Origin of the sequence: Photobacterium sp. NCIMB 13483 (assembly GCF_003025475.1) — a bacterium.
Classification (GTDB): domain Bacteria; phylum Pseudomonadota; class Gammaproteobacteria; order Enterobacterales; family Vibrionaceae; genus Photobacterium; species Photobacterium piscicola.
Map to the genome: position 1 here is coordinate 87644 of NZ_PYLV01000005.1, position 21910 is coordinate 109553.

Here is a 21910-nt window from a genome sequence, read left to right on the forward strand (position 1 = left end):
TAAAACAGCGTACATTTAAATGCAAAAAAAAGAGCACCTAAATGCTCTTTTTTATTATTTAATTATTCACCGTGAACGTCGCATCAGCCAATAGCTGATCCCTGCAAAACCAATAAACTGTAGCCATAACTGGCCCCAGCGATCGATTTCTTGAGCAAACGTCGCGCCAAGTTGATTAAGTCCAAGGAAACCATTGATTGCCGCCGTAGAAGGCGCTAATTGTGCAATATAGTTAATCGCTGTAGGTATCGCTGACGGTGGCCAAATAAATCCAGCACTAAATACCAGTGGTAACGAGCTCAGAAGTACAACTAATGTGACTAATTCACAACGTGGCAATAATTGGCCCAATACCATACCAAACATGATAACGGCTAATAAAAATGGGATCGTCATCATGATCAAGTCACCTATTGATGCCAACCGATTCACACCGTAATAAACATAACTAAAACCAAAGTAATACATCACTAAAGGTAAATAAATCAAACAAAATAAACATGCGCGTACCGTCATTACCATCCAAATAGGATAGTGCGCCCAATATCCTGTTTTACCCGCAGCACGCGCTTCATTCTCTGTTGCTCCCATCATTCCAACACCAATTAATAAGGTTTGATGTAGAATCAACACAAAAACGGCAGGTACAACATAATTGATGTAGCCCATAGTGACATTAAATACTGGCCGCATATTAAGCTTCATGGCTGTCACATGCTGAGTTGCCTCAACTGCACCATCTCCGGTCAACATCATACGGTTTATTTTGGCTTTAATGGCTAAGCCATTGCCGGCATCATTTAAGCCTTCAACTACCGTACCATAAACTAAGAATAAGGCAGCATTACCAGCATAAGCCAATGTTGGGCTGGTTCCCATCATCACATCACGATAAAAATGTTCAGGGATCACCAAAATACCATCCACTTGCCGATCTTCTAGCGCAACTGTCGCAGCATGAATACTGCCAAGATGTTGTGTAATATGAACTTGTGGCGTGGCATTCGCCATTCTAATTAACTCACGACTCATTTGGCTATGATCAAGATTAACCACTGCCACCCGTTGTTCTCGTGGTAATTCATTTATATAAGGTAAAGGATATAAAAATGAATAAAAAACAACCCCACCAAAGACAGTAAATACCAATGAAAAATTACTGAAAATAGCTTTTAATTCATGTTTAAATAAATCACCCCAACTCATGATGATCTCCCACGACAGTGCCGATGGTCGCCAATGCTTTTTTACGGCGAACTAACATTAATCCCATCGCTAAAAATAAAGCACAAATAAAGCTACTTAATATCGCCAATTGATGGAAAGCTTGATACCAACCACTACCATAATCAACTTGCTGTAATTGCACTTCAATATAATGGCTAACGGGTAGCAATCCACGCCACATTTTAGCAATAATCGGCATATCAGTAGCGGGAAAGGTAATGCCCATAAAAGCAAATGCAGGTGCAGTATAAGCGGCAACAAAGCTCATTGCGCGTGGCGCTTCCATTGCTACAAAATAAATCAAGCTCCCCATACTTTGACAAGCAAACACCATAAATAGCTGCGCGACAATCAATATTCCCCATTGACCATGCATTGGCCAATCAAGCGCAACATACATCCACCATAAAAACAGCACACCTTGAATTAAAAACAAACCAGAATAAGCAAGTAACTTACCTAATAATTTTTGACACGGAGTATGTGCTAACCAACGCCATAATCCTTGGCCACGAGCCTCATGTACTAATGCCAACACAGTCGTCGCTACAATTAGAATTTGCCAAATAGACGGAATAATCGCTGAAACTAAAAATTGACCATAATGGCTATTACTATTAAATAAGGGGGTTATCTGAGCACGAATAGGCACCGCTTGACCTAATGCTTGTAATGGCACTGACGCGCCAGAACTCATGTTCCTCATTGCCTCAACACCAGCATTATAGGTGCCTTCAACTTGCAGCATTGCCGAGCTAATAACTTTACCAATTAAGATAAATTGACCATTATAAAAAGTGGTAATTTGGGGAGCTTGTCCCAACTTAACGTCTTTTTCATAGTTATCTGGGATCACCACCATCGCATAAATGTCATTAGCCCGCATTGCAGCACTGGCTGTGTGATCATCGGTAAACTGGCGTGTCACGGCCATACTTGGGCTGGCATCAATATAACGCGTTAACTGGCGTGACATTTGGCTATGATCAAGATCCACAATACCAACAGGTAAATTACGTGCTATACCCGTCGCAAAAATCGCCCACATCGTCAAAAATAACAATCCAGGAAGCCAAATAACTAACGCTCGCAACCATTTATCTTGCCAAATAGTATGCCACTCGTTCTTTATTGCTGAATAGACAACCATATCATTACTCAACAATCACACTCATACCAACTCGTAACCCTTGAATAGGTTGAGTTGGACGAGCTTCAACTTCAAACGTTCGCATATCAAAACCTTTCGCGGTGTCGGTTGCACGCCACGTCGCAAAGTCACCCATAACCGCTACATGGGTCACTTTCAGTTGATAGCTTTTATCTCCTAGTGCAGGAATAGTCACGTTAAAGGTTTTACCTTGTTGGTAATCTTTTAATTTATCTTCACGAACATTAAATACAGCCCAAGCATCGCTAATATCAATAATATTAACCACGGGGAAACCTTGTGGTGCTAATTCTCCATCATGTAATAGTACTTGTGATACTTCACCTTTATGCCAGCTACTTACTTTTGTATCAGCAACATAAGCTTGAACTTCAGCAACAGCGCCTGCTGCCATTTTTACTTTTTCTTGAGCTGCTCGTTTAGTTTCAACACGCGCGCCTTCTTTAGCCATTTGATACATCTGGAAAGCAGCACTTTCTGTATATTGAGCCGCTTGCCATTGGGTATACACTTCGTCACGCTTTTGTTCTGCTAATACACCATCTTTATATAGGTTATTTATACGAACATAAGTTTTTTGCATCAGTGCCGCCGCCGCTTTTGCTTTACCCCACTGATCTTTTGCCGCCGCAATTTGTTGAATACGAGCGCCATTTTCTGCTTCTTGAGCTAATGCTCCCGCAGCTTGTTCACCCGCTTGTGCTTGTTCTAATTTAGCATCAATTTCAGGGCTTAAAATAGTAAAAATCAACTGTCCAGGTTGTACTTCATCACCCTTACGTACTAAAATTTTGTCAATACGCCCCGGTACTTTAGAGGCGATATTATATTGCTGGGCTTCAATTTGACCTTGCATACGTTCGGGTTGAGGTTGGTAAGCATGCCAGAAGGTATAACCGAGCCATCCAACCACTGCGATAACAGGCACCGCCACTGCAATTGCTTTTAACTTACTCATTATAATTTAACCTCGATCCCTTGATATTGCTGATAATTTTTGAATGTATTCATCTCGCCACTGATAGCAAGTAAGCGCGTTAGACTCGCGACATATTGATAAGCTGCCGCTAACCGTTGCGTTTTAATACTGGCAACAAATAACTCGGCATCGACGACATCTAATGACGTTGATAATCCTTGGCCAAACGCTTTTTCTCGCAATACACTATTTTCATTCGCCAGTGCTAAGCTAGATGCAAGACCGTTATATTCTTCTAATGCTTGTTTCGCTTCACGGTACGTTTTTTCAACTAATACCGTTAGATCTTGCTGTGCTTGCGCTTGTAAGTGATTAACTTGTGTCACCATTGAATGCGCTGCACTTAATTTCCCTGAACGACCAGAGTTATCAATCAGTGGCACACTCACCCCAACCCCTACAGCCCAATCAGGAGCCAGTGTTGCGGCTAAACTACCACTGTCATGCAAGTTATAATCACCATATAAATACACTTCAGGGTAATATTTGCCTTGTTCAACATCTATCAAGCCTCCCGCTTGCTTACGTTTAGCATCCAAAATATGTAAGCCGGGATACGTCGCTAAGGTTTTATCAACAAAAGCAGACATCGGTGGTAATGAATGATTAATAAACAACCCGGTTGATGGCATTGCAGGCGTAGTTTGTTTTAATAGCTGCGTTAGCGCTACTTGTGCGATTTCTAAATCACGTAAAGACTTCTGTTGTTCGACTTTAGCTTTATCATAAGCGGCTTGCGCTTGTAACCGTTCAACTCGCGCAATTTGACCTTGCTGTTCCAACTTTATGGCATCTTCATAATGACGTTGTAAGCCACTCGCTACTTCAGTACGGGTTTGTAATACATTTTTTGCTAATACTACCCCAAAATAAAACCGGGATAAGTCTTCAAACTTTGCTTGTTGCTGCATGGCTAACATGTATTTTGCTTGGTCTGTTTTTCCTTCAGCAATATCTTGCGCCGCATTAATTCGACCACCAGTAAATATTGGCCAGATAGCGCGAATCGAACTGGTAAATACATCGCGATCAGAAATATTAGATGTCAACGCCGAGTTTAATTGTGAATTAGATATAATATTATTGATCACTTGACCAATTTCAGTCTGTGAAGCTGAGGTACTACCAAAAAGATCGGATGGCGACAATTTAATATCATGATCTAAACGAGTATAATTAGCCCCTATGGTAACCTTAGGTAAATACATATCTCGAGCTGCATCTTGCATATATTGTGCTTGTTCAACACTGGCTCGATCAGCCGCTAAGCCATCATTTGTCGTAACAACAGTATGCCATGCATCATTAAAACTAACGGGGGCAGCGTGTACCGTTGGGACGATAGCTAATAATACAATCGCGAGTTGCTTCACCATCAATGGCCTAATCTTCATGTATTAACCTTTAACCTCTTTCCAGCCAATGCGCAAATATAGAGTACATACTCTAAAATGATAAATTTTAACAGATAATGAAATGATTACGTTATTTTAATTATCTATCTATTCAGCACAAATAATAATGTCCGTTTTAACTACAAATAAAATAGCCCACAAAAAGTGGGCTATTAATATTTAGTCAAATAATCACAGTTATTCAATAAGCAATAATTAACGTGCTAAACGAATTAATGAGCGTCCTAATAAACACTCTAGTTCACCAATACTTTCTTTGCCGTAACGTTGCTCACAAAGCATAAACAAACGTTCAATGCCACGATGAGCAAATTCATGAGATGTTTCAGCAGAGGAGATATGATGGAACAATAATCGTAAAATAGCGCGAAAACTTTCATCATCTAATGCAGCAGACCAACTTGTTGCAAATGCCTGCAAATCCCCAGTTAAATCCAACTTATCAACAAAGAGATGGTAGATGCGACTATCAAGTGCATGAGCAAAATCTTGCTTCTTAGGAAAGTGATGACTAATGCCTGTTCTTGATATACCCGTTTGGTTACTCAAGGTGGTATACGACATTTTATCGTAACCTAAGGTCAATATTTGCTCAATCACAGCATCCATGATGGTCTGAATAGTGATCTCTGTGTCTTCTTTACTACGCTTGGGCATAATGCGTTGGCTCTGTTCTAATCATTTTATGCAACGATAATACCCTTAACACGATATAATCATGTCAAGAATATTGGTTCGCTGTAGTATTACAAAATGTTTTTCGCTTAACTAGGGCAAAGCGGCATAATTAACGATTAAATTTTCTCGCGTGTTGTTCAATATCACGATATAAAATTTTAGTCCAATATGGTTGCGTGTTTGCAGCGAGCAATTTACCTTTTCGAGGATCGTGTGGGCTTATCAGTACTTCGATATTATTAATACCCGTCCTTTCAGCTAATAAAAACAATTCTTCAATCGCGTAATCTCCCATAGCCAAGCAACCTATAGAGGATTCTTTACCGTGAATAAAAATATTACTCCCCGGTGCAGTACGTCCTTCTAGTTGCGCATACTTTCGATCAAATGCGTTAGGATAATTGAGCTTCATTGATAAATGATAACGGCTATTAGGGTTAAGTAATGACACTTGATAAACGCCTTCAGGTACTTGTTTATCGCCTTCACGCATTTTCGGCCCCATATGACCACTCATTTTTTGTATATCATAATGTTTTACGTAAGACCATTTACCCTTTTCTTTCGCCCACAGCTCAACGCTTTGCTCTTGTTTCATCGCAAATAAAGCAATGTTTTGCGGCGGATAAGTTAACCCAACATTATCAAAATACCGTTTCAGTCGTGGCTCAACAAAAGGCGAATAACGGTTCATAACATCACTAACAGTACGACTGCCTGTTGGTGGATATAATGAATAAGTTGATGATGGAATATATAACGGCTCTGCGCGTGCGCAACTGATTGATGTTAACACTAGCATTACTGGACAAATAACGTTCTTTAGCACACTACCCTCAATGATAATTTTTCTACACGCATAACATTGCGGTAATTTACCGATAACTAACCATGCTCTATGGCTGAATAGTATCAGTTTACTCGAATTACTGCTTAAACAACCATCAATTTATACGTCAATTTTCATGATTTCGTAAACTTATACAGTAGTCGTGATCTAACCCTTTAAAATCTTTACAATAGCATTATAAATTATACCTATTTAAAAATGAGACGATTTTGCAAACTTTAGAACAATTACGCTCAGGCCAACTTGAAGGTGTCACTCATTTAGCTTTAAGCGAACAACTGACTCACTTTCCTGAAGAGATTCTCACGCTTGCAAACAGCTTAGAAGTGTTAGATCTAACCAACAATCAATTAAGCCATTTACCTGATAGTTTCAGCCAGCTAACTAAATTACGCATTATTTTTATTTCTAATAACTGCTTTACAGCATTACCCACGATTTTAGGCAGTTGTTCTAATTTAGAAATGATCGGCTTTAAATCAAATCAGATCACTACTGTTGAAGCAAGTGCACTTCCTAAAAAATTACGCTGGCTAATCTTAACCGATAATAAAATCACAGCCTTACCTGAAGCACTCGGCGATTGTATCCATTTACAAAAACTGGCACTTGCAGGTAACGCTCTAACAGCGCTACCACTCTCAATGAAGCGATTAGTTAACTTACAATTAATTCGATTATCCGCAAATGCATTAACCGCCTTTCCAGATCAACTATTAGATTTACCCAAATTAGCATGGCTTGCTTTTTCTGGTAATCATTTCAATCGTTATCAACAGGTTACTAATTCACTGCCTGATGTTGCCTCAAATGATTACCAACTAGAAAAAGTATTAGGACAAGGGGCTTCTGGAGTTATCTCTTTAGCTCAATGGCGATCTAACCCACATCAACTAGATAACGACATTGCGGTTAAAGTATTTAAAGGCCAAGTCACTTCAGATGGTTACCCGCAAGATGAATTAAATGCATGTTTAAAAACGGGCTCACACCCCAATTTAGTGGCATCATTAGCTCAAGTTAGCGAACCCGATTATCTCGCATTGATAATGCCATTAATTCCAGCCCATTATCATAATCTTGGATTACCACCTACTTTAACTACATGCACTCGCGATACATTTCCAACTGAATTTACACTGTCAATTGAAGCAATCATGAAAATTATTGTACAAATGGTCGATGTAATTAGCCATATGCAGACACAAGGCGTGGCTCATGGTGATATTTACACACATAACGTATTAGTTGACGATAATGCTAATATTTTAGTGGGTGATTTTGGGGCTGCATCTATTTATGATGATTTATCCTCAGAACAACAACAAAAAATTGCCGCTATTGAGTGGCGAGCTGTTGGCTATTTTATTGAGGATTTATTATCTATTTGTCATACTCAAGATAAGAATACAGCGTTATATCAACAATTATATACCCAAGCCCAAGGTTATATTTCCGCTTAATTACCATTGTTCTCTTCTTAATATCCTTACTCAATTTATCCATGTCACATAAGACACCTAAATTGAGTAAGTCTCATGCCCAGTTATTTATACATTCACTAAAAAAATAAAACATTATTATTCATAACCTTAGCTTTAATCTCTCTTATTACAAGGCTATATAATACTAATTAACTAGTATATACACTCTTGACTATAGTAAATATAACAGCTTAAATTTAACATTATGGCAACACAGTGAATTTCGGTCCATTTATCAATCGGAGTGCTTATGGCTCAATTGCAAACACCTGCTGATATGATCATCAAATGGGCCAATGAGCGTCCTGACGATGTTTATTTAAAGCAAATTATTAATCGTAAATTTGTAAATTACACTTACGCAAGTGTTGCTGATAAAGCACTACGGCTTGTTACTGCATTTCAGCAACTGGGCATTCAGCCCGGTGATCGTATTGCGCTGATTTCTAAAAATTGTGCCGAGTGGTTTATTTGTGATCTAGCCATGATGTTAGGTGGTTATGTTAGTGTCCCTATCTTTCCTACCGCGGGGGCTGACACCATTACTCATTGTATTGATCATAGTGATGCAGCGTTAGTCATTATAGGAAAATTAGACAGCCCAACCGTTATCAATAACGTCATAACTAACCACGCTAGCCTACCAACAATTGCCTTTTCTTACCCTGGCACACCGACATGTCAGTATCAATTCGATGACCTTATTGAACAATATTCACCAACGACTGAACGCCGAACACATCATGATACAGATTTAATGTCGATTGTTTACACTTCAGGCACATCAGGCATGCCTAAAGGTGCAATGTTAACTTATGGTGCATTTGTATGGTCATCACACAAAATTATTGAACATATTGGTTTAGAAAGTAATGAACGCCTATTTTCTTACTTGCCACTAGCACACATAACCGAACGTGTGTATATCTTTGGCTCTTCAATTATGTCAGGGTTACAGGTCGCATTTCCTGAATCTCTCGATACATTTATCGACGATGTAAAAATGCACAAACCGACTATATTTGTATCTGTACCTCGTTTATGGACCTTATTCCAACAACGGATCCAAGATAAACTGCCACAACCTAAATTAAATATTCTACTTAAAATCCCATTCATCTCGACATTCATTAAACGTAAATTAGCGCAAGGATTAGGACTCGATCAAGCACGGGTGCTCGGCTGTGGTTCTGCTCCCGTATCTGCTGGCTTATTATCTTGGTATGAAAGTATTGGACTTAATATTACCGAAGCATGGGGAATGACCGAATCATTTGCTTATAGCACCCTTAATCATCCTTATCGTAGTGATAAAATTGGTACTGTCGGTCGTGCAGGTCCCGGTATTGAATTAAAAATTGCAGCAGATAAAGAGATTTTAGTTCGTAGTAAAGGCTTATTTAGTGGTTACTATAACAATCCACAAGCAACCCAAGAAAGTTTTGACAATGACGGCTGGTTATATACTGGTGATATCGGCGATGTAGACAGCGATGGTTATTTAACGATTCAAGGTCGTAAAAAAGACACATTTAAAACAGCGAAAGGCAAATTTGTTTCACCGGTCCCTATTGAAAAACGTTTAATGGATTTAGGTAATTTTGAGATGGTCTGTTTAATTGGATCGGGAATGGCCGCACCTATTTTATTAGCTATCGCCCACAATTATACTCAATTTGATCAATCGCGTTATGAGAAAAAACTCCAATCGATTATTGAAAAAATTAATACTGAGCTTGAATCACATCAAAAAATAAAAGGTGTATTGATGATCAAAGAACCATGGAGTATTGATAATGGTATTTTAACACCAACATTAAAAATAAAGCGTCATGTATTAGAACAACACTATGCAACACTTGATGATAATTGGAATAATAAACAACTAATAAAATGGCAATAATAAATAGTATTTTTAAATTTAAGTACTAAATCTAATAATAGATTTAGTACTTATTATATATTATGTTATTTTTCACCAGCTTTAACACTTCCCGTATTAAGCCATTCAACCATATTAAAATATTTTTCAAAAGTACGATACATAGCAAAAAGAGGTGTTGTAATTTCACCTTTTTCATCATAACAATAAATAAAGTTATTCGCATTTGAACGGTTTTGTGCTGAGAAGAAAATTGCACGATCTTTATCTATATTCAAAAAAGCATCAACATCGCTCTCATCGCATAGATCACGATCAGACATAGTAAAGAATAAGTTATCAAAGTTAACACGTTGCTTACGGCGATCCCACTTTTCTTTTGCTAATGAAAAATCTTGATCATGGATAAAGTGAATTTCAATATCATCTAGATGCGCAACAACATAGTTACATTTACCCGCATACTTTGATTCAGGAACCTCAACAAGTTCTTGTGAAAAATAGTATTTTAGATTCTGGCAAAATTTAATATAACAGCTAGAATAAAAGAAACAATCAACAGTAGGTGAGTTAAATGGTTGATCTAAATCGCTACAAGTAATACCACCAATACAGTTATTGGAAATAATACTAAAATTTTCATTCGTTAGCTTTTTCTTATGTTTATCATTTACATAAGAACGATAAACTCTAAATAAGGTTCTCTTATAAACGTATGCTATAACTCGTTGAATCATTGATTATCCTTGGGGATTTTTAAAATATAAAAATTGACTATAATTTATTATATAAATTATACCAAGATAAAACAAACAAATAATATAATTCAATTTTATATGTTTAACTTAATAATAAGTAATTCTTTCATATATAACAAAAAAATTAATTGTTTATATAATTGTTATTAATATAATAAAACTACTATATTACTCTTATTCATGAAAACATAGAATAATTTTCACTTATCACAGCAACTCAGATAAGTTATACAATATTAATTCAATTAAAAATTATAGTCTTATAATATAATTCATCTAACTGTGTATTAATTCAAATACAAACAACATCTCTTATTATATTATTTTTTATCAATATATTATATAAATAAATTAAATATTAGAAGAGCAAGATAACCGCAACAGAGACAGATCTACTGTAAATATAAAAAATAAGCAATTTGTATCATTGCCTAAAATCCGATTATTCTACATACAAAAATCCTCACATTTCTGACGAGGATTCGTTGTGTTGTGAATCGGACGTGAACTTGCCATTCCAAAAATCAGCGCTTCCCCCTGCGTGACGGGTCGCAATCATAAGCAAAGGGATATTACGTTCTATTGATTAGAATTTAGATACATTAGATGCAAAAAATCCTCACATTTCTGACGAGGATTCGTTGTGTTGTGAAGCGGACGTGAGCTTGCCATTCCAAAAATCAGCGCGCCCCCCTAGCGTGACGGGTCGCAATCATAAGCAAAGGGATATTACGTTCTATTGATTAGAATTTAGATACATTAGATGCAAAAAATCCCCGTCATTTCTGACGAGGATTCGTTGTGTTGGCGGAGCGGACGGGACTCGAACCCGCGACCCCCGGCGTGACAGGCCGGTATTCTAACCAACTGAACTACCGCTCCAATTCTGTATGAAATTCGATTAAATCAAATTTCTAGAATATGGCGGAGAGATAGGGATTTGAACCCTAGATACGCTATAAACGTATGCTGGTTTTCAAGACCAGTGCTTTCAACCGCTCAGCCATCTCTCCAATGCCGCGCATGATAACGAGGTTAATGAATGGTGTAAAGCTAAAGTTTAATTTAAAAGATCAACCGAATGTTTTTTATACTAAAATGGCTCTTTATCATTTATTTACACATAAAAAAAGGTCGACACACTGTCGACCTTAATAAATATAACTCGGTATGATTTTATTTTTCAGCTGCAATCACAGAGATTTCAACTAATAAAACATCACGTGCCATGCTTGCTTCAACACATGCACGAGCAGGAGCATAGCCGGCAGGTACCCAATTGTCCCACACCGCATTCATCTCAGCGAACAAACTCATATCTTTAATATAAATAGTCGCTGATAACATATGCTCTTTATCACTGCCCGCTTGTTCAAGCAACACTTCAACTTTATCAAGCATCGTCTGTGTCTGCTCGGTAATGTCTTTAGTTGCATCAGAACAAACCTGACCACAAAGATAAATAGTACCATTGTGCTTAACAACACGACTCATACGGGCTTTTGTTTCTTGACGCTCGATCATAAGACTCTCTCTGATTGGTTTAAATAAGCAAATAATTCACTATTAACCGCACCAAGATAGCAAATAAACTTACTTTTTTGTATTTTATTGCAACTAAATTTTAATCATTTACCCAGTGAGTCTTCTAATCGTGCTTTCCAGATAGCCATTGCTAGTGCCGGTTTGCGTAAAACTTCAGGGGTTGGAATCCAACCATGTTTAATTTTAGCGAACACATCAAAGCGCTCAGCAGTACCTGCCATTGCTTCAGCAACAACCTTACCTGCAATATTAGTTAATCCTACACCGTGACCAGTATAGCCATGAGCAACATAGATATCATTGCCTAGATGATCGATTTGCGGCATATAAGAACGAGTAACTGCAAACAATCCGCCCCAATGGTATTCCATCTTCACGTCAGCAAGTTGTGGAAAAACAGTAATCATGCGCTGGCGTAAACGCTCACTTGAATCACTGTACTCGCCGTTGAATGGATGATTGACACCACCAAACAAAATACGACCATCCGGTGTTGGGCGGTAATAATCAAGGCTGTTATTTAAATCTGACATTGCCATCATATTACTGATAGGTTGACGATCGCCCAATTGCTCTGTCACACCAATGTAAGATACAACAGGCAGTACAACGCTTTGTGCTTTACGATGTAATCCTTCAAGATACGCATTACAAGCTAATAAAACTTGTTTGGCTTTAACCTGACCTTTTGGCGTATGGATAATATGCGGATTGCCTTTGTCCAATTTTATTGCTGGCGTATTCTCAAAAATAGTCGCACCTAAGCTTAACGCTGCTTGTGCTAAACCTAAGGTGTAATTCAATGGGTGCATGTGAGCACTGTTTGAATCATATAAGCCACCTAAATAACGCTCAGTGTGTGCCACTTGATTGACTTTATCTTTGTCCCACCAGCTAGCACTTGGATAATCATAACGGCTCTGTTTTAAGTCATACCAAGATTTTAGTTCTGTTTCTTGGCTTTTCTTCAACGCCAGTTCGATATAACCCTGTTGAAAATCACAATCAATATTAAATTTCTCGATGCGATCACGAGCAATATCAACCGCTTCACAAGAGAGATCCCACAGTTGTTTACCCCACTCAGGTCCGTATGTTTCATCAACTTCACGTAACCCTAGGCAATAACCCACTAAACACTGACCTCCATTACGCCCAGACCCTCCCCATGCTAAGCGTTGTGATTCAAGCACCACAACAGAGAATCCTTTCTGACGTAATTCAATCGCGGCGTTTAATCCTGTCATACCACCACCAATAATACATACATCAGCTTCAATTGCTTGATCTAGTAGGGGTTGTTCAGGTAACGCATTAACGGTTGCTTGGTAGTAACTATCGATATATTGACTGTTGATTGACATTCCAATTGCCCACAAAAAAAATACAGGTTAAAAATCGCGCGGATAATGTCACGAGTCTTGATGCTTCACAAGCAATTTATTACTGTGACTTAGTTCATAATTTAGCTTGATTGTTTTTGACACAAACAAACTTCTGTCTAATATCCGCGCTCAGATCTGACTTACCTGGTCAATTAGGAATTAATAACATGAAGAAAATATTCAAAGGGGTGACCACACTAGCATTCGCACTTTCAGCATTTAATGTTTCGGCAGCAAATGATGTGCTTAACGTTTACAACTGGGCTGAGTATATGCCAACAGATGTAATCAAAGCCTTTGAAAAAGAATATGATGTCACCGTCAATTACTCTACGTTTGATAATAATGAATCGATGTACACCAAGCTTAAGCTACTTGATAGTAAAGGCTATGATGTTGCATTTGCATCGACGTATTTTATTGAGAAAATGGCGCGTGAAGGCATGCTTGCAAAGATAGATAAAAGCAAAATGCATCACTTAAATGACATTTATTCTGGTCTAATGAAACAACCATTTGATCCTAATAATGATTACTCTTTACCTTATGTATGGGGCGTCACGGGAATTAGCTATAATGCAGAAGTGATCACATCCGATCAGGTAACGAGCTGGAAAGATTTATGGAACACCAATTTCAAACAACAAGTGATGTTACTTGATGATGTTCGAGATGTGTTCGGTATGGCACTGCGAGCACAAGGTCATAGTATTAATAGCACCAATGAAGCAGAAATTAAGCAAGCTTACGAGAAATTACGTCAATTACGCTCAAACGTTGTCGTTTATAATTCTGATGCTCCTCATGTTCCTTATGTTACCGGGGAAGCAATGGTAGGAATGCAATGGAACGGTAATGCTTTTATGGCACAAAAAGAAATGCCAGAGCTTAAATTTGTTTATCCAACCGAAGGCGCTATTTTATGGATGGATAACTTTATCGTCCCTAAAGGTAGTCAGCATAAAGATCTCGCATTTAAATTTATCGACTTCTTTATGCGTCCTGAAAATCAGGCAAAAATTGTTGAAGAGCTAGGCTTCCCTGCCCCAAACAAACAAGCCAAACAGTTTTTACCGACTGAATTACAAAATGACCCGATGATTTTCCCAACTGACGCACAAGTTGATCACGGTGAGTTCACTGATGATGTAGGTGACGCTGTTAATATTTACCAAAAATATTGGCAGATGCTAAAAAGCTAATCACAAAAAAGGCTACAGTTAATAGTTAACTGTAGCCTCTCTGGTGTTATATCACTACTCAGTGACATTAGTTCATATCTAAACCAGCAGCATTCAATTGTGGTAATAGATCAGCAACAGCAAGTGGTGTATTCCAATCAATATGAATTAACGTCGTTCCCATCTTACGACATGCTTGTGGTAATACAGCATCATGAAATGCATCAATATCACTAATATAACCAATATCTAATCCCATTTCCTCTGCACGTCCACGCTGACGCATACGGCTATAAGCCACTTCAGGATCGGTTTTTAAATAAATACAATAATCAATGGTTGGGTATTGATTGATTTGACTGATCAAATGCTGATAGCACGCCATATGCTTAGCAATATCTTCAGCCGTGCTGTTGTAATTAGCAATACAAGCATGAGTAAAGACTAAATCACTAAGTAAAGAACGCTCAATAATATAGACACCTTGAGGATTCAAATTATTCAAAAGTTCAGCACGTTGAGCCGTGATGTAGCACTGAAAATTACTGCGAGCCTCGACGTTAAATGGATCACAAGTAAATTCACCTAATAAATGTTGAAATTCAGGATCAGAATCTACTGGTTCTAAAATGGCAGTTGCATTTAAGGCGACAGCTAATTGAGGGAGTAAGGTCGATTTACCAGCACCAATATTACCTTCTACACATATAATTTTAGGCTTATCCAAGAACTTTTCCCTCTGAAGACTTAATAGACAGAGAACCACGCAGTGATACTCTTAAGATTTGCTAATGCAATAAGCTCGACATTCTGAAACTAATCGCTCCAAAAAACCATGTTTTATGTGTTGTTTGATTATTAAAAAAGCAAAAAGGAGTACTTTAATTATCACGTTCAAATTAACAATAATAATTATTATCATAAATCAGCGGTAGCCAACAAATAAAAACATATAAATACAATAAGTTATACAAAAATGAACAATATTGTCATTGATGTATGAAAATTTAAAGGCAAAACATTGTTAGCATGATAGCATGCGAAAAAGATTCATTTACAAGGATGATATGATGTCACTAGAAGCTGCAATTGCCTTCTTTTTTGCTATTTTTATTTTTGCCATTGCTCCCGGCCCTGGTGTATTTGCTATTCTCGCCAAAGCGATAGTCGAAGGTCCTCGTCAATGCATCATGATGGCATTAGGAATGGTGGCAAGTGATCTGCTCTATTTGCAATTAGCCTGCTTTGGTTTAGCGACTATCGCTGACAATTGGTCAGAAGTGTTTGTGATTATTCGTTATTTAGGCGCAGGTTATTTAATTTACCTCGGCTATAAAATGTTGACGGCTTTATCACAAAACCAACAATCAGATACTGAGCAACAGCCACAGCAAGCACCTTTAGCCAGTTTTGGTCATGGCTTTTTGATTTCAGCCTCTAATCCAAAAGTTATTTTGTTTTATGTGTCTTTTTTACCGACGTTTATTGATTTAACCCGTTTAAACAGCACTGATATCATCCTAATTTCTGTTTTGTCATCCATTGCCTTGATGTCAGCCATTATGTTAGTTGCTTATGGCGCTTCACGATTAGCTAAAGTGATTAAGACACCCATCGCACAGCAACGATTAAATAAAACAGCAGGTAGCATTATGATCGCGGCAGGTGCGTATTTAGCGGTGAATAAGTAGTTGTTTGATTCGCGACTAACTAACCTTATATCATTCTCGACAGCGAGGTGACGAACAACCCCCCGTCATTCCCTACAGTAAGGTTACGAACGAGATAGGGAATCTACTTCCCACGTGTAGTAAAGTGACTGTTTTCGTTGAGTTTTAACGTATGTTCACTGCCGTCTTTAATGCTCAAACACGTGATGAATAGATCACGGATAGTTCGTACCTCTCTTCCGAGATGACGGATAATAACCCACAATCATTTAGCATAGAATAGATGCAAAAAATCCTCACATTTCTGACGAGGATTCGTTGTGTTGTGAAGCGGACGTGAACTTGCCATTCCGAAAATCAGCGCGCCCCCCAGCATGACAGGCCGATTATTGACACTTATGCCATCACATCTAACATTTATTATCTAAGTTTTGAAACTCAAAACGCAAAAAATCCTCACATTTCTGACGAGGATTCGTTGTGTTGTGAAGCGGACGTGAACTTGCTATTCCGAAAATCAGCGCGCCCCCCAGCGTGACAGGCCGATATTGACACTTATGCCGTCATTTATCGCATCTAACATTTATTATCTAGATTTTGAAACTCCAGATGCAAAAAATCCTCACATTTCTGACGAGGATTCGTTGTGTTGTGAAGCGGACGGGACTTGCCATTCCGAAAATCAGCGCGCCCTCCAGCGTGACAGGCCGATATTGACACTTATGCCGTCATTTATCGCATCTAACATTTATTATCTAGATTTTGAAACTCCAGATGCAAAAAATCCCCGTCATTTCTGACGAGGATTCGTTGTGTTGGCGGAGCGGACGGGACTCGAACCCGCGACCCCCGGCGTGACAGGCCGGTATTCTAACCAACTGAACTACCGCTCCAATTCTGTATGAAACTCGATTAAATCAAATTTCTAGAATGTGGCGGAGAGATAGGGATTTGAACCCTAGATACGCTATAAACGTATGCTGGTTTTCAAGACCAGTGCTTTCAACCGCTCAGCCATCTCTCCAATGCCGCGAATAATACCTATCATCACGGTGGCTGTAAAGGCTTTTTTTATAAAAACATTATAATTAATGACTTTTGTATTACTATTCAACCAAAGCCATCAAAAGAGCATCTTTATGATCATAAAATCATCATTTTCATGCTGTTACTCATATATAAAAATGCGTTAAACAAAATGAACAATGGTTTGAATCAGTTTAGTCGCCAATTTTGCAGTCTGATTATCGTAATCATATTCTGGATTCAACTCTGCAATATCAACAATTTTAACTTTGCCACTCGCCATAATATATTTAATCGCCCACTCCACCATTGATAAGCTAACACCATGCATACGCGTCATATTCGCACCAGGAGCAATCGAGGAAGAAAATACATCAAGATCGATACTCAATTGAATACAATCAACACTATCAATAAAGCTATCTAATTGTGCTTGAACATGTTTTTTATTACGCGTCGTCATTTGATTATCAAGTAGCCACTGACAACCGAGATCTTCTGCCAATTTAAACATTGCTTGTGAATTAGCATGATCACAAATACCAAGACCAAGAAAATCAAAACTGCGCTGTTGTTCTTTGCTATAACACCATGCAGCATGAAACGCAGATCCCGCCCGTAACGATAATGATGGTCTTAGTTCAAAATGCGCATCAAAATTAATCACGCCCACTCGTTGCGGTAACAATTGTGGTTGCTGATCTTCAGTAATCATCACGGGGGCTGATTTTACTTCGGTACTGAAATCAGACAGTGCTTGATAACTAGCAATAGAGATTTCATGCCCACCACCGAGCACAACAGGAAAATGACCATCACGTAAGCAACGTAATAATAATTGGTGCTGTCGTTGGCTAACGGCAGCAAAACTATGATCATTATTGTTTTGTTCTATATCACCCGCATCATAAAAAGGTAATTTTGTTTGAGCATGGGTGTAAGGCAATATCCGTCGAATACTTGCAGGACCTTCTTTCGCGCCTTGTAAGCCACGTCCCCAATCAAGACTCAGATCAGAAATGACACCAACAAGCATAATACCAGGCTGGTATTGCTGGACATAAGGGCTGATGAGCGTATGTTTACGATGGTATGCCATCGGTTTTTGAGGCTCATTTTTAAATAACTTTTTTAATTGATCAACTAACATACGCCAATCTTCCCTCTCTTTCATTGCACAAACAACACAGGCTAGTGTTGTGGTGGTAATGCTCTTGCTGCTTGTAATACACTCATTACAATTTTATTTTTACGGCTATTTATACGCTCTGCTGGCGCCATAACACTAACCGCACCGACAACTTTATTACCAACAAATACCGGTGCACTCACACCAGAAACACCCGCATCAATTTCGGATGTACTGATTGCAAAACCATCTTGTTTAATAAGATCTAATTCAGCAATCCACGTATCTATCTGTGTTTGTTCGGTAATATCATAATGCTCTAAAATCGTTAATTGGCGAGCTAACGGTAAGTAAGCCAAAATAACTTTAGCTGATGCACCACGAATCAATGGCTGGCTTTGGCCTTTTTCATAACTACAACGCAACGCATAAGGACTATCAATACTATCAACACAAAGTGCATTAAAACCGACAGCAACCATATACGCTGACATTTCACCGGTTTGCTGTTGTAATCGTTTTAAAATCGGTCTTACGCCATCAGGTAACGGTGAATTCATTTCAAAATTACGTTGCAGTTGTAACGCAGCAGGACCCGCACTATAAGTATTACGCCCATGATTCTCTTCAATTAAATTCCAATCACGAAGCAACGCTAAATAGCGATATAAACTACTTATCGGCATTTCCATTTCGGTACTGAGTTGCTGTGCTTGAAGCGGTACATTTGACGCCGCAATATGAACCAGCACTTGTAACAATTTTTCATTAGCGCTTAGTGAATGAGTCACAGGTAAGTTATCTCTAATTTGTGTGATGATTATTTGTAACCAATTATAGCGCGAACAACAAGAGGAATTCTTATATTGTAAGAAAATATAGGATTTATTTGCTTTGTTTTATTACCTTACGAGAAATTAAACTATATTTGAAATCTTTAGCTCCAAAAATAAGTATTCCGATTACTCTTTTTTAAGTTGGTTTAATATTTCAACGTAAAAATAAAAAAAACGTCTTTACTTAGCATAAATACAGATCTAGCTAGCCAGAATAAAGGGGGGCTGGTAAAATATTTGCATAATTGACCGTTTAAAACAGTAAAAGAGAGTGATTCCTCATGGGAAGAAAGTTCGAAGTACGCAAATTGTCTATGGCAAAAACCCAAGGCGCTAAGATCAAGGTTTACTCAAAGTATGGTAAAGAGATCTACGTTTGTGCTAAGAACGGTAGTCCGGATCCTGATAGTAACCTAGCGCTTCGTCGTCTTATCGAAAAAGCGAAAAAAGATCAGGTACCAAGCCACGTTATTGAAAAAGCAATTGATAAAGCAAAAGGCGGCGGCGGTGAAGATTACTCAACTGCACGTTACGAAGGTTTTGGCCCAGGCAACTGCATGGTTATCGTTGACTGTCTAACAGACAACAACAACCGTACTTTCATGGACGTTCGTCAAGCATTCGTTAAAAACAATGCAAAAATCGGTAGCCCAGGCACTGTTGGCCACATGTTTGAACACCAAGCTGTGTTTGAATTTAAAGGTACTGACGAAGAAGTTGTTCTTGAAAATCTAATGATGGAAGACGTAGACGTTACTGACATCACTTGTGAAGATGGCGAGATCACTGTTTACGCTCCACACACTGAATTCTTTAAAGTGAAAAACGCACTTGCTGCAACAATGGCTGACGTTATCATTGATTCAGAAGAAATTGCTTTCGTACCACAGACAATGACTGAATTGGCTGGTGACGACATTGCAATGTTTGAAAAATTCCTTGATGCACTAAACGATTGTGATGACGTACAAAACGTTTACCACAATGCGGAAATGGCTGACTAATTATAGTCTTTCATTTCTTCACAAAAAGGTCACTTTAGTGGCCTTTTTGTTTATCCCCTTAATAATATCTACGATTAAAAACATTGACTGCACTACAATTATAATAATGCTAATGTTCAAGCCATTATTTATTATTTTTCCTTAGATATAATATTGATAAAAAGAGTAATTATTACGCTTGTGAGCCACATTATTTAAGCCTATAACTAATACAGGCATTAAATTATGTATTTTTAATCTCAATGATTAAACGAGGGCTTAAACTAATATGAATATCTTAATCGTATTAACATCTCATCAAAATTTAGGTACAACCACAGCAAAAACAGGCCTATGGTTAGATGAATTTACCGTCCCTTTTTATCTATTTAAAGATAATAGCGATACAGTGACTCTTGCCTCGCCTTTAGGTGGACAAGTGCCTATCGATCCCAAAAGTGATACCGCAGAGATGCAAACAGAATCAGTTATTAGATTTAAAAATGATTCAAATGCAATCAAACAGTTAGCCAACACCTTACTCTTATCAACTATCGTTCCAACTGATTATGACGCTGTATTTTATCCTGGTGGACATGGACCATTATGGGATTTATCGCAAAATGCTGCATCAAAACATATTATTGAATCAAGTTATCAACACCACAAACCAACAGGCCTTGTTTGTCATGGCCCCGCAGCATTAAAAGCACCTAAAAATGCTGATGGCAGCCCACTTATCGCGGGTAAAAATGTCACAGGTTTTAGTAATAGTGAAGAAGACGCGGTTGGATTAAGTACTGTGGTTCCTTTTTTGCTGGAAGATATGTTAACTAGCCAAGGGGCACATTATAGCCAGGGCCCTGATTGGCAGAGCTATATTGTAGTCGATGGCAATCTTATCACCGGCCAAAATCCAGCATCAGCACAGGCTGTTGCGACAGAGATAATTCGTCAATTAAAAGCACATTAATATATGCCCCTTCAATTGTGACCTATCTTTAATAAATTTATTATCAGATGGTTATTTAAAAAGTTTCCGCTAAATATATAAAAGCCTAGTTATTTAACTTAACTAGGCTTACTACTTTCTCTCTATAATTATCACTATAGTACTATGCGTTATTTAACGGCCAGTGATCAAAATAGATATGGTTTGCTTGCCAATCAACTTTTTCATGGTTATCAGCTAATAAATAACGTGCCACTGTAAAAGCAAATTCAAAACTCACCCCCAAACCACGCCCCGTAATAAACTGCCCATCAACAACCACTTTCTGTTTAATAAACTCACCATCATCAAACTTTTCCGCCAACTTATCACCGGTAGTATATGTACGACCTTGTAATAAATGATGCGCAGCAAGTACTTTGGCGCCAGATGAGCATAATGCACAAATATACTTATTGGCTTCAATATGACGCTTTAAAAAAGCAATAACATTGGCGTTAGCGGATAAATTATCAGTTCCTTGTGGTCCACCAGGCATCATAACCGCATCATAAGTCTTATCAAATTTATCTGTTAACACATAATCGGCGCTGATTTTAGTTTCAAAGTAAGTATTAAGCGCTGTGGTTTTCATGCAAGATAATACATCCACTTTAATATCCAAACGGCGCATAATATCGATAAAAACCACCGCTTCGCCTTCTTCAAAACCATCAGCAAGCAGTACTGCCACGTGTTTTACTTCTGCCATCATCAATC

General features: G+C 38.2%; 19 protein-coding genes and 4 tRNA genes. 6 read left to right on the forward strand and 17 right to left on the reverse strand.

Going from position 1 to position 21910, the window contains the following annotated elements; all coding sequences use genetic code 11:
- Positions 1 to 66: 66 nt before the first annotated feature.
- From C9I86_RS06175 to C9I86_RS06200, 6 genes are all read right to left on the reverse strand, one after another.
- Entirely contained in the window at positions 67 to 1206 is a 1140-nt protein-coding gene (locus C9I86_RS06175; protein WP_107275930.1) for an ABC transporter permease, read from the reverse strand.
- Entirely contained in the window at positions 1193 to 2377 is a 1185-nt protein-coding gene (locus C9I86_RS06180) for an ABC transporter permease (protein WP_107275981.1), read from the reverse strand. The genes C9I86_RS06175 and C9I86_RS06180 overlap by 14 nt, the downstream gene beginning before the upstream one ends.
- 4 nt (positions 2378 to 2381) lie before the next feature.
- The gene (locus C9I86_RS06185) at positions 2382 to 3356 is read right to left on the reverse strand and encodes an HlyD family secretion protein (protein WP_107275931.1); all 975 of its coding nucleotides are present in this window, start codon (positions 3354 to 3356) and stop codon (positions 2382 to 2384) included.
- Entirely contained in the window at positions 3356 to 4771 is a 1416-nt protein-coding gene (locus C9I86_RS06190) for a TolC family protein (RefSeq protein WP_080155504.1), read from the reverse strand. Before C9I86_RS06190 ends, C9I86_RS06185 begins: the two co-directional genes overlap by 1 nt.
- A gap of 216 nt (positions 4772 to 4987) precedes the next feature.
- Positions 4988 to 5449: a TetR family transcriptional regulator gene (locus tag C9I86_RS06195; RefSeq protein WP_080155503.1), complete on the reverse strand. Its 462-nt coding sequence runs from the start codon at positions 5447 to 5449 to the stop codon at positions 4988 to 4990.
- Between the two features lie 130 nt (positions 5450 to 5579).
- Positions 5580 to 6299, reverse strand: a complete 720-nt coding sequence (locus C9I86_RS06200) for a murein L,D-transpeptidase family protein (RefSeq protein WP_080155502.1) — start codon at positions 6297 to 6299, stop codon at positions 5580 to 5582.
- A 230-nt stretch (positions 6300 to 6529) separates the two neighbouring features.
- On the opposite strand from C9I86_RS06200, the gene C9I86_RS06205 reads away from it, so the two are divergent.
- Together C9I86_RS06205 and C9I86_RS06210 are read left to right on the forward strand one after the other, a co-directional pair.
- On the forward strand, positions 6530 to 7783 hold the full coding sequence (locus C9I86_RS06205; RefSeq protein ID WP_107275932.1) for a leucine-rich repeat-containing protein kinase family protein: 1254 nt from the start codon (positions 6530 to 6532) through the stop codon (positions 7781 to 7783).
- Positions 7784 to 8081: 298 nt separating this feature from the next.
- Positions 8082 to 9707 carry an AMP-binding protein gene (locus C9I86_RS06210; protein ID WP_199190753.1) on the forward strand — a complete coding sequence of 542 codons (1626 nt, stop codon included), beginning with the start codon at positions 8082 to 8084 and terminating at the stop codon, positions 9705 to 9707.
- Positions 9708 to 9772: 65 nt separating this feature from the next.
- Here C9I86_RS06210 and C9I86_RS06215 read toward each other — a convergent pair whose 3' ends face one another.
- The 5 genes from C9I86_RS06215 to C9I86_RS06235 form a co-directional block, all read right to left on the reverse strand.
- Positions 9773 to 10423, reverse strand: coding sequence for a DUF1919 domain-containing protein (locus C9I86_RS06215; protein ID WP_080155499.1), 651 nt, complete (start codon positions 10421 to 10423; stop codon positions 9773 to 9775).
- 826 nt (positions 10424 to 11249) lie between these two features.
- Positions 11250 to 11326: transfer RNA gene (locus C9I86_RS06220), tRNA-Asp, on the reverse strand.
- Between the two features lie 40 nt (positions 11327 to 11366).
- Positions 11367 to 11457: transfer RNA gene (locus C9I86_RS06225), tRNA-Ser, on the reverse strand.
- 163 nt (positions 11458 to 11620) lie between these two features.
- Positions 11621 to 11968 (reverse strand): RidA family protein, encoded by a 348-nt coding sequence (locus C9I86_RS06230; RefSeq protein WP_107275934.1) that lies wholly within the window; start codon positions 11966 to 11968, stop codon positions 11621 to 11623.
- 104 nt (positions 11969 to 12072) lie between these two features.
- The gene (locus C9I86_RS06235; RefSeq protein ID WP_080155497.1) at positions 12073 to 13353 is read right to left on the reverse strand and encodes an FAD-binding oxidoreductase; all 1281 of its coding nucleotides are present in this window, start codon (positions 13351 to 13353) and stop codon (positions 12073 to 12075) included.
- 188 nt (positions 13354 to 13541) lie between these two features.
- Between C9I86_RS06235 and C9I86_RS06240 the strand changes: the two genes are divergently transcribed.
- On the forward strand, positions 13542 to 14576 hold the full coding sequence (locus C9I86_RS06240; protein ID WP_107275935.1) for a PotD/PotF family extracellular solute-binding protein: 1035 nt from the start codon (positions 13542 to 13544) through the stop codon (positions 14574 to 14576).
- A 67-nt stretch (positions 14577 to 14643) separates the two neighbouring features.
- Here the strand turns inward: C9I86_RS06240 and C9I86_RS06245 are convergent, their stop codons facing one another.
- Positions 14644 to 15282: a deoxynucleoside kinase gene (locus C9I86_RS06245; protein WP_158258924.1), complete on the reverse strand. Its 639-nt coding sequence runs from the start codon at positions 15280 to 15282 to the stop codon at positions 14644 to 14646.
- A 343-nt stretch (positions 15283 to 15625) separates the two neighbouring features.
- Here C9I86_RS06245 and C9I86_RS06250 point away from each other — a divergent pair, with 343 nt between their 5' ends.
- Entirely contained in the window at positions 15626 to 16246 is a 621-nt protein-coding gene (locus C9I86_RS06250; protein WP_107275937.1) for a LysE family translocator, read from the forward strand.
- 795 nt (positions 16247 to 17041) lie between these two features.
- Here C9I86_RS06250 and C9I86_RS06255 read toward each other — a convergent pair.
- The 4 genes from C9I86_RS06255 to C9I86_RS06270 all read right to left on the reverse strand — a co-directional run bounded on the left by C9I86_RS06255 (position 17042) and on the right by C9I86_RS06270 (position 19171).
- Positions 17042 to 17118, reverse strand: a tRNA-Asp gene (locus tag C9I86_RS06255).
- Between the two features lie 40 nt (positions 17119 to 17158).
- Positions 17159 to 17249 (reverse strand) — tRNA-Ser (locus C9I86_RS06260).
- A 165-nt stretch (positions 17250 to 17414) separates the two neighbouring features.
- Complete coding sequence (locus tag C9I86_RS06265) at positions 17415 to 18425, reverse strand: formimidoylglutamase (protein WP_241956854.1); 1011 nt, start codon at positions 18423 to 18425, stop codon at positions 17415 to 17417.
- Positions 18426 to 18442: 17 nt separating this feature from the next.
- Entirely contained in the window at positions 18443 to 19171 is a 729-nt protein-coding gene (locus C9I86_RS06270) for an IclR family transcriptional regulator (protein WP_199190749.1), read from the reverse strand.
- 326 nt (positions 19172 to 19497) lie between these two features.
- Between C9I86_RS06270 and C9I86_RS06275 the strand changes: the two genes are divergently transcribed.
- Both C9I86_RS06275 and C9I86_RS06280 read left to right on the forward strand, forming a co-directional pair.
- Positions 19498 to 20220 (forward strand): YebC/PmpR family DNA-binding transcriptional regulator, encoded by a 723-nt coding sequence (locus C9I86_RS06275; protein ID WP_080155491.1) that lies wholly within the window; start codon positions 19498 to 19500, stop codon positions 20218 to 20220.
- Positions 20221 to 20488: 268 nt separating this feature from the next.
- The gene (locus C9I86_RS06280) at positions 20489 to 21172 is read left to right on the forward strand and encodes a type 1 glutamine amidotransferase domain-containing protein (RefSeq protein ID WP_107275939.1); all 684 of its coding nucleotides are present in this window, start codon (positions 20489 to 20491) and stop codon (positions 21170 to 21172) included.
- Between the two features lie 142 nt (positions 21173 to 21314).
- On the opposite strand, the gene C9I86_RS06285 is transcribed toward C9I86_RS06280, so the two are convergent.
- A complete protein-coding gene (locus tag C9I86_RS06285; RefSeq protein WP_080155489.1) occupies positions 21315 to 21902 on the reverse strand; it encodes a DJ-1/PfpI family protein in 588 nt (195 codons plus the stop codon).
- Positions 21903 to 21910 lie beyond the last annotated feature (8 nt).

Bases quoted from the DNA above. Each gene is read 5' to 3' on its own strand.
- C9I86_RS06280 (WP_107275939.1), top strand. From the start codon at position 20,489: ATGAATATCTTAATCGTATTAACATCTCATCAAAATTTAGGTACAACC.
- C9I86_RS06185 (WP_107275931.1), bottom strand. From the start codon at position 3,356: ATGAGTAAGTTAAAAGCAATTGCAGTGGCGGTGCCTGTTATCGCAGTG.
- C9I86_RS06240 (WP_107275935.1), top strand. From the start codon at position 13,542: ATGAAGAAAATATTCAAAGGGGTGACCACACTAGCATTCGCACTTTCA.
- C9I86_RS06175 (WP_107275930.1), bottom strand. From the start codon at position 1,206: ATGAGTTGGGGTGATTTATTTAAACATGAATTAAAAGCTATTTTCAGT.
- C9I86_RS06230 (WP_107275934.1), bottom strand. From the start codon at position 11,968: ATGATCGAGCGTCAAGAAACAAAAGCCCGTATGAGTCGTGTTGTTAAG.
- C9I86_RS06210 (WP_199190753.1), top strand. From the start codon at position 8,082: ATGATCATCAAATGGGCCAATGAGCGTCCTGACGATGTTTATTTAAAG.
- C9I86_RS06235 (WP_080155497.1), bottom strand. From the start codon at position 13,353: ATGTCAATCAACAGTCAATATATCGATAGTTACTACCAAGCAACCGTT.
- C9I86_RS06180 (WP_107275981.1), bottom strand. From the start codon at position 2,377: ATGGTTGTCTATTCAGCAATAAAGAACGAGTGGCATACTATTTGGCAA.
- C9I86_RS06265 (WP_241956854.1), bottom strand. From the start codon at position 18,425: ATGAAAGAGAGGGAAGATTGGCGTATGTTAGTTGATCAATTAAAAAAG.
- C9I86_RS06275 (WP_080155491.1), top strand. From the start codon at position 19,498: ATGGGAAGAAAGTTCGAAGTACGCAAATTGTCTATGGCAAAAACCCAA.
- C9I86_RS06250 (WP_107275937.1), top strand. From the start codon at position 15,626: ATGTCACTAGAAGCTGCAATTGCCTTCTTTTTTGCTATTTTTATTTTT.
- C9I86_RS06195 (WP_080155503.1), bottom strand. From the start codon at position 5,449: ATGCCCAAGCGTAGTAAAGAAGACACAGAGATCACTATTCAGACCATC.
- C9I86_RS06285 (WP_080155489.1), bottom strand. From the start codon at position 21,902: ATGGCAGAAGTAAAACACGTGGCAGTACTGCTTGCTGATGGTTTTGAA.
- C9I86_RS06190 (WP_080155504.1), bottom strand. From the start codon at position 4,771: ATGAAGATTAGGCCATTGATGGTGAAGCAACTCGCGATTGTATTATTA.
- C9I86_RS06215 (WP_080155499.1), bottom strand. From the start codon at position 10,423: ATGATTCAACGAGTTATAGCATACGTTTATAAGAGAACCTTATTTAGA.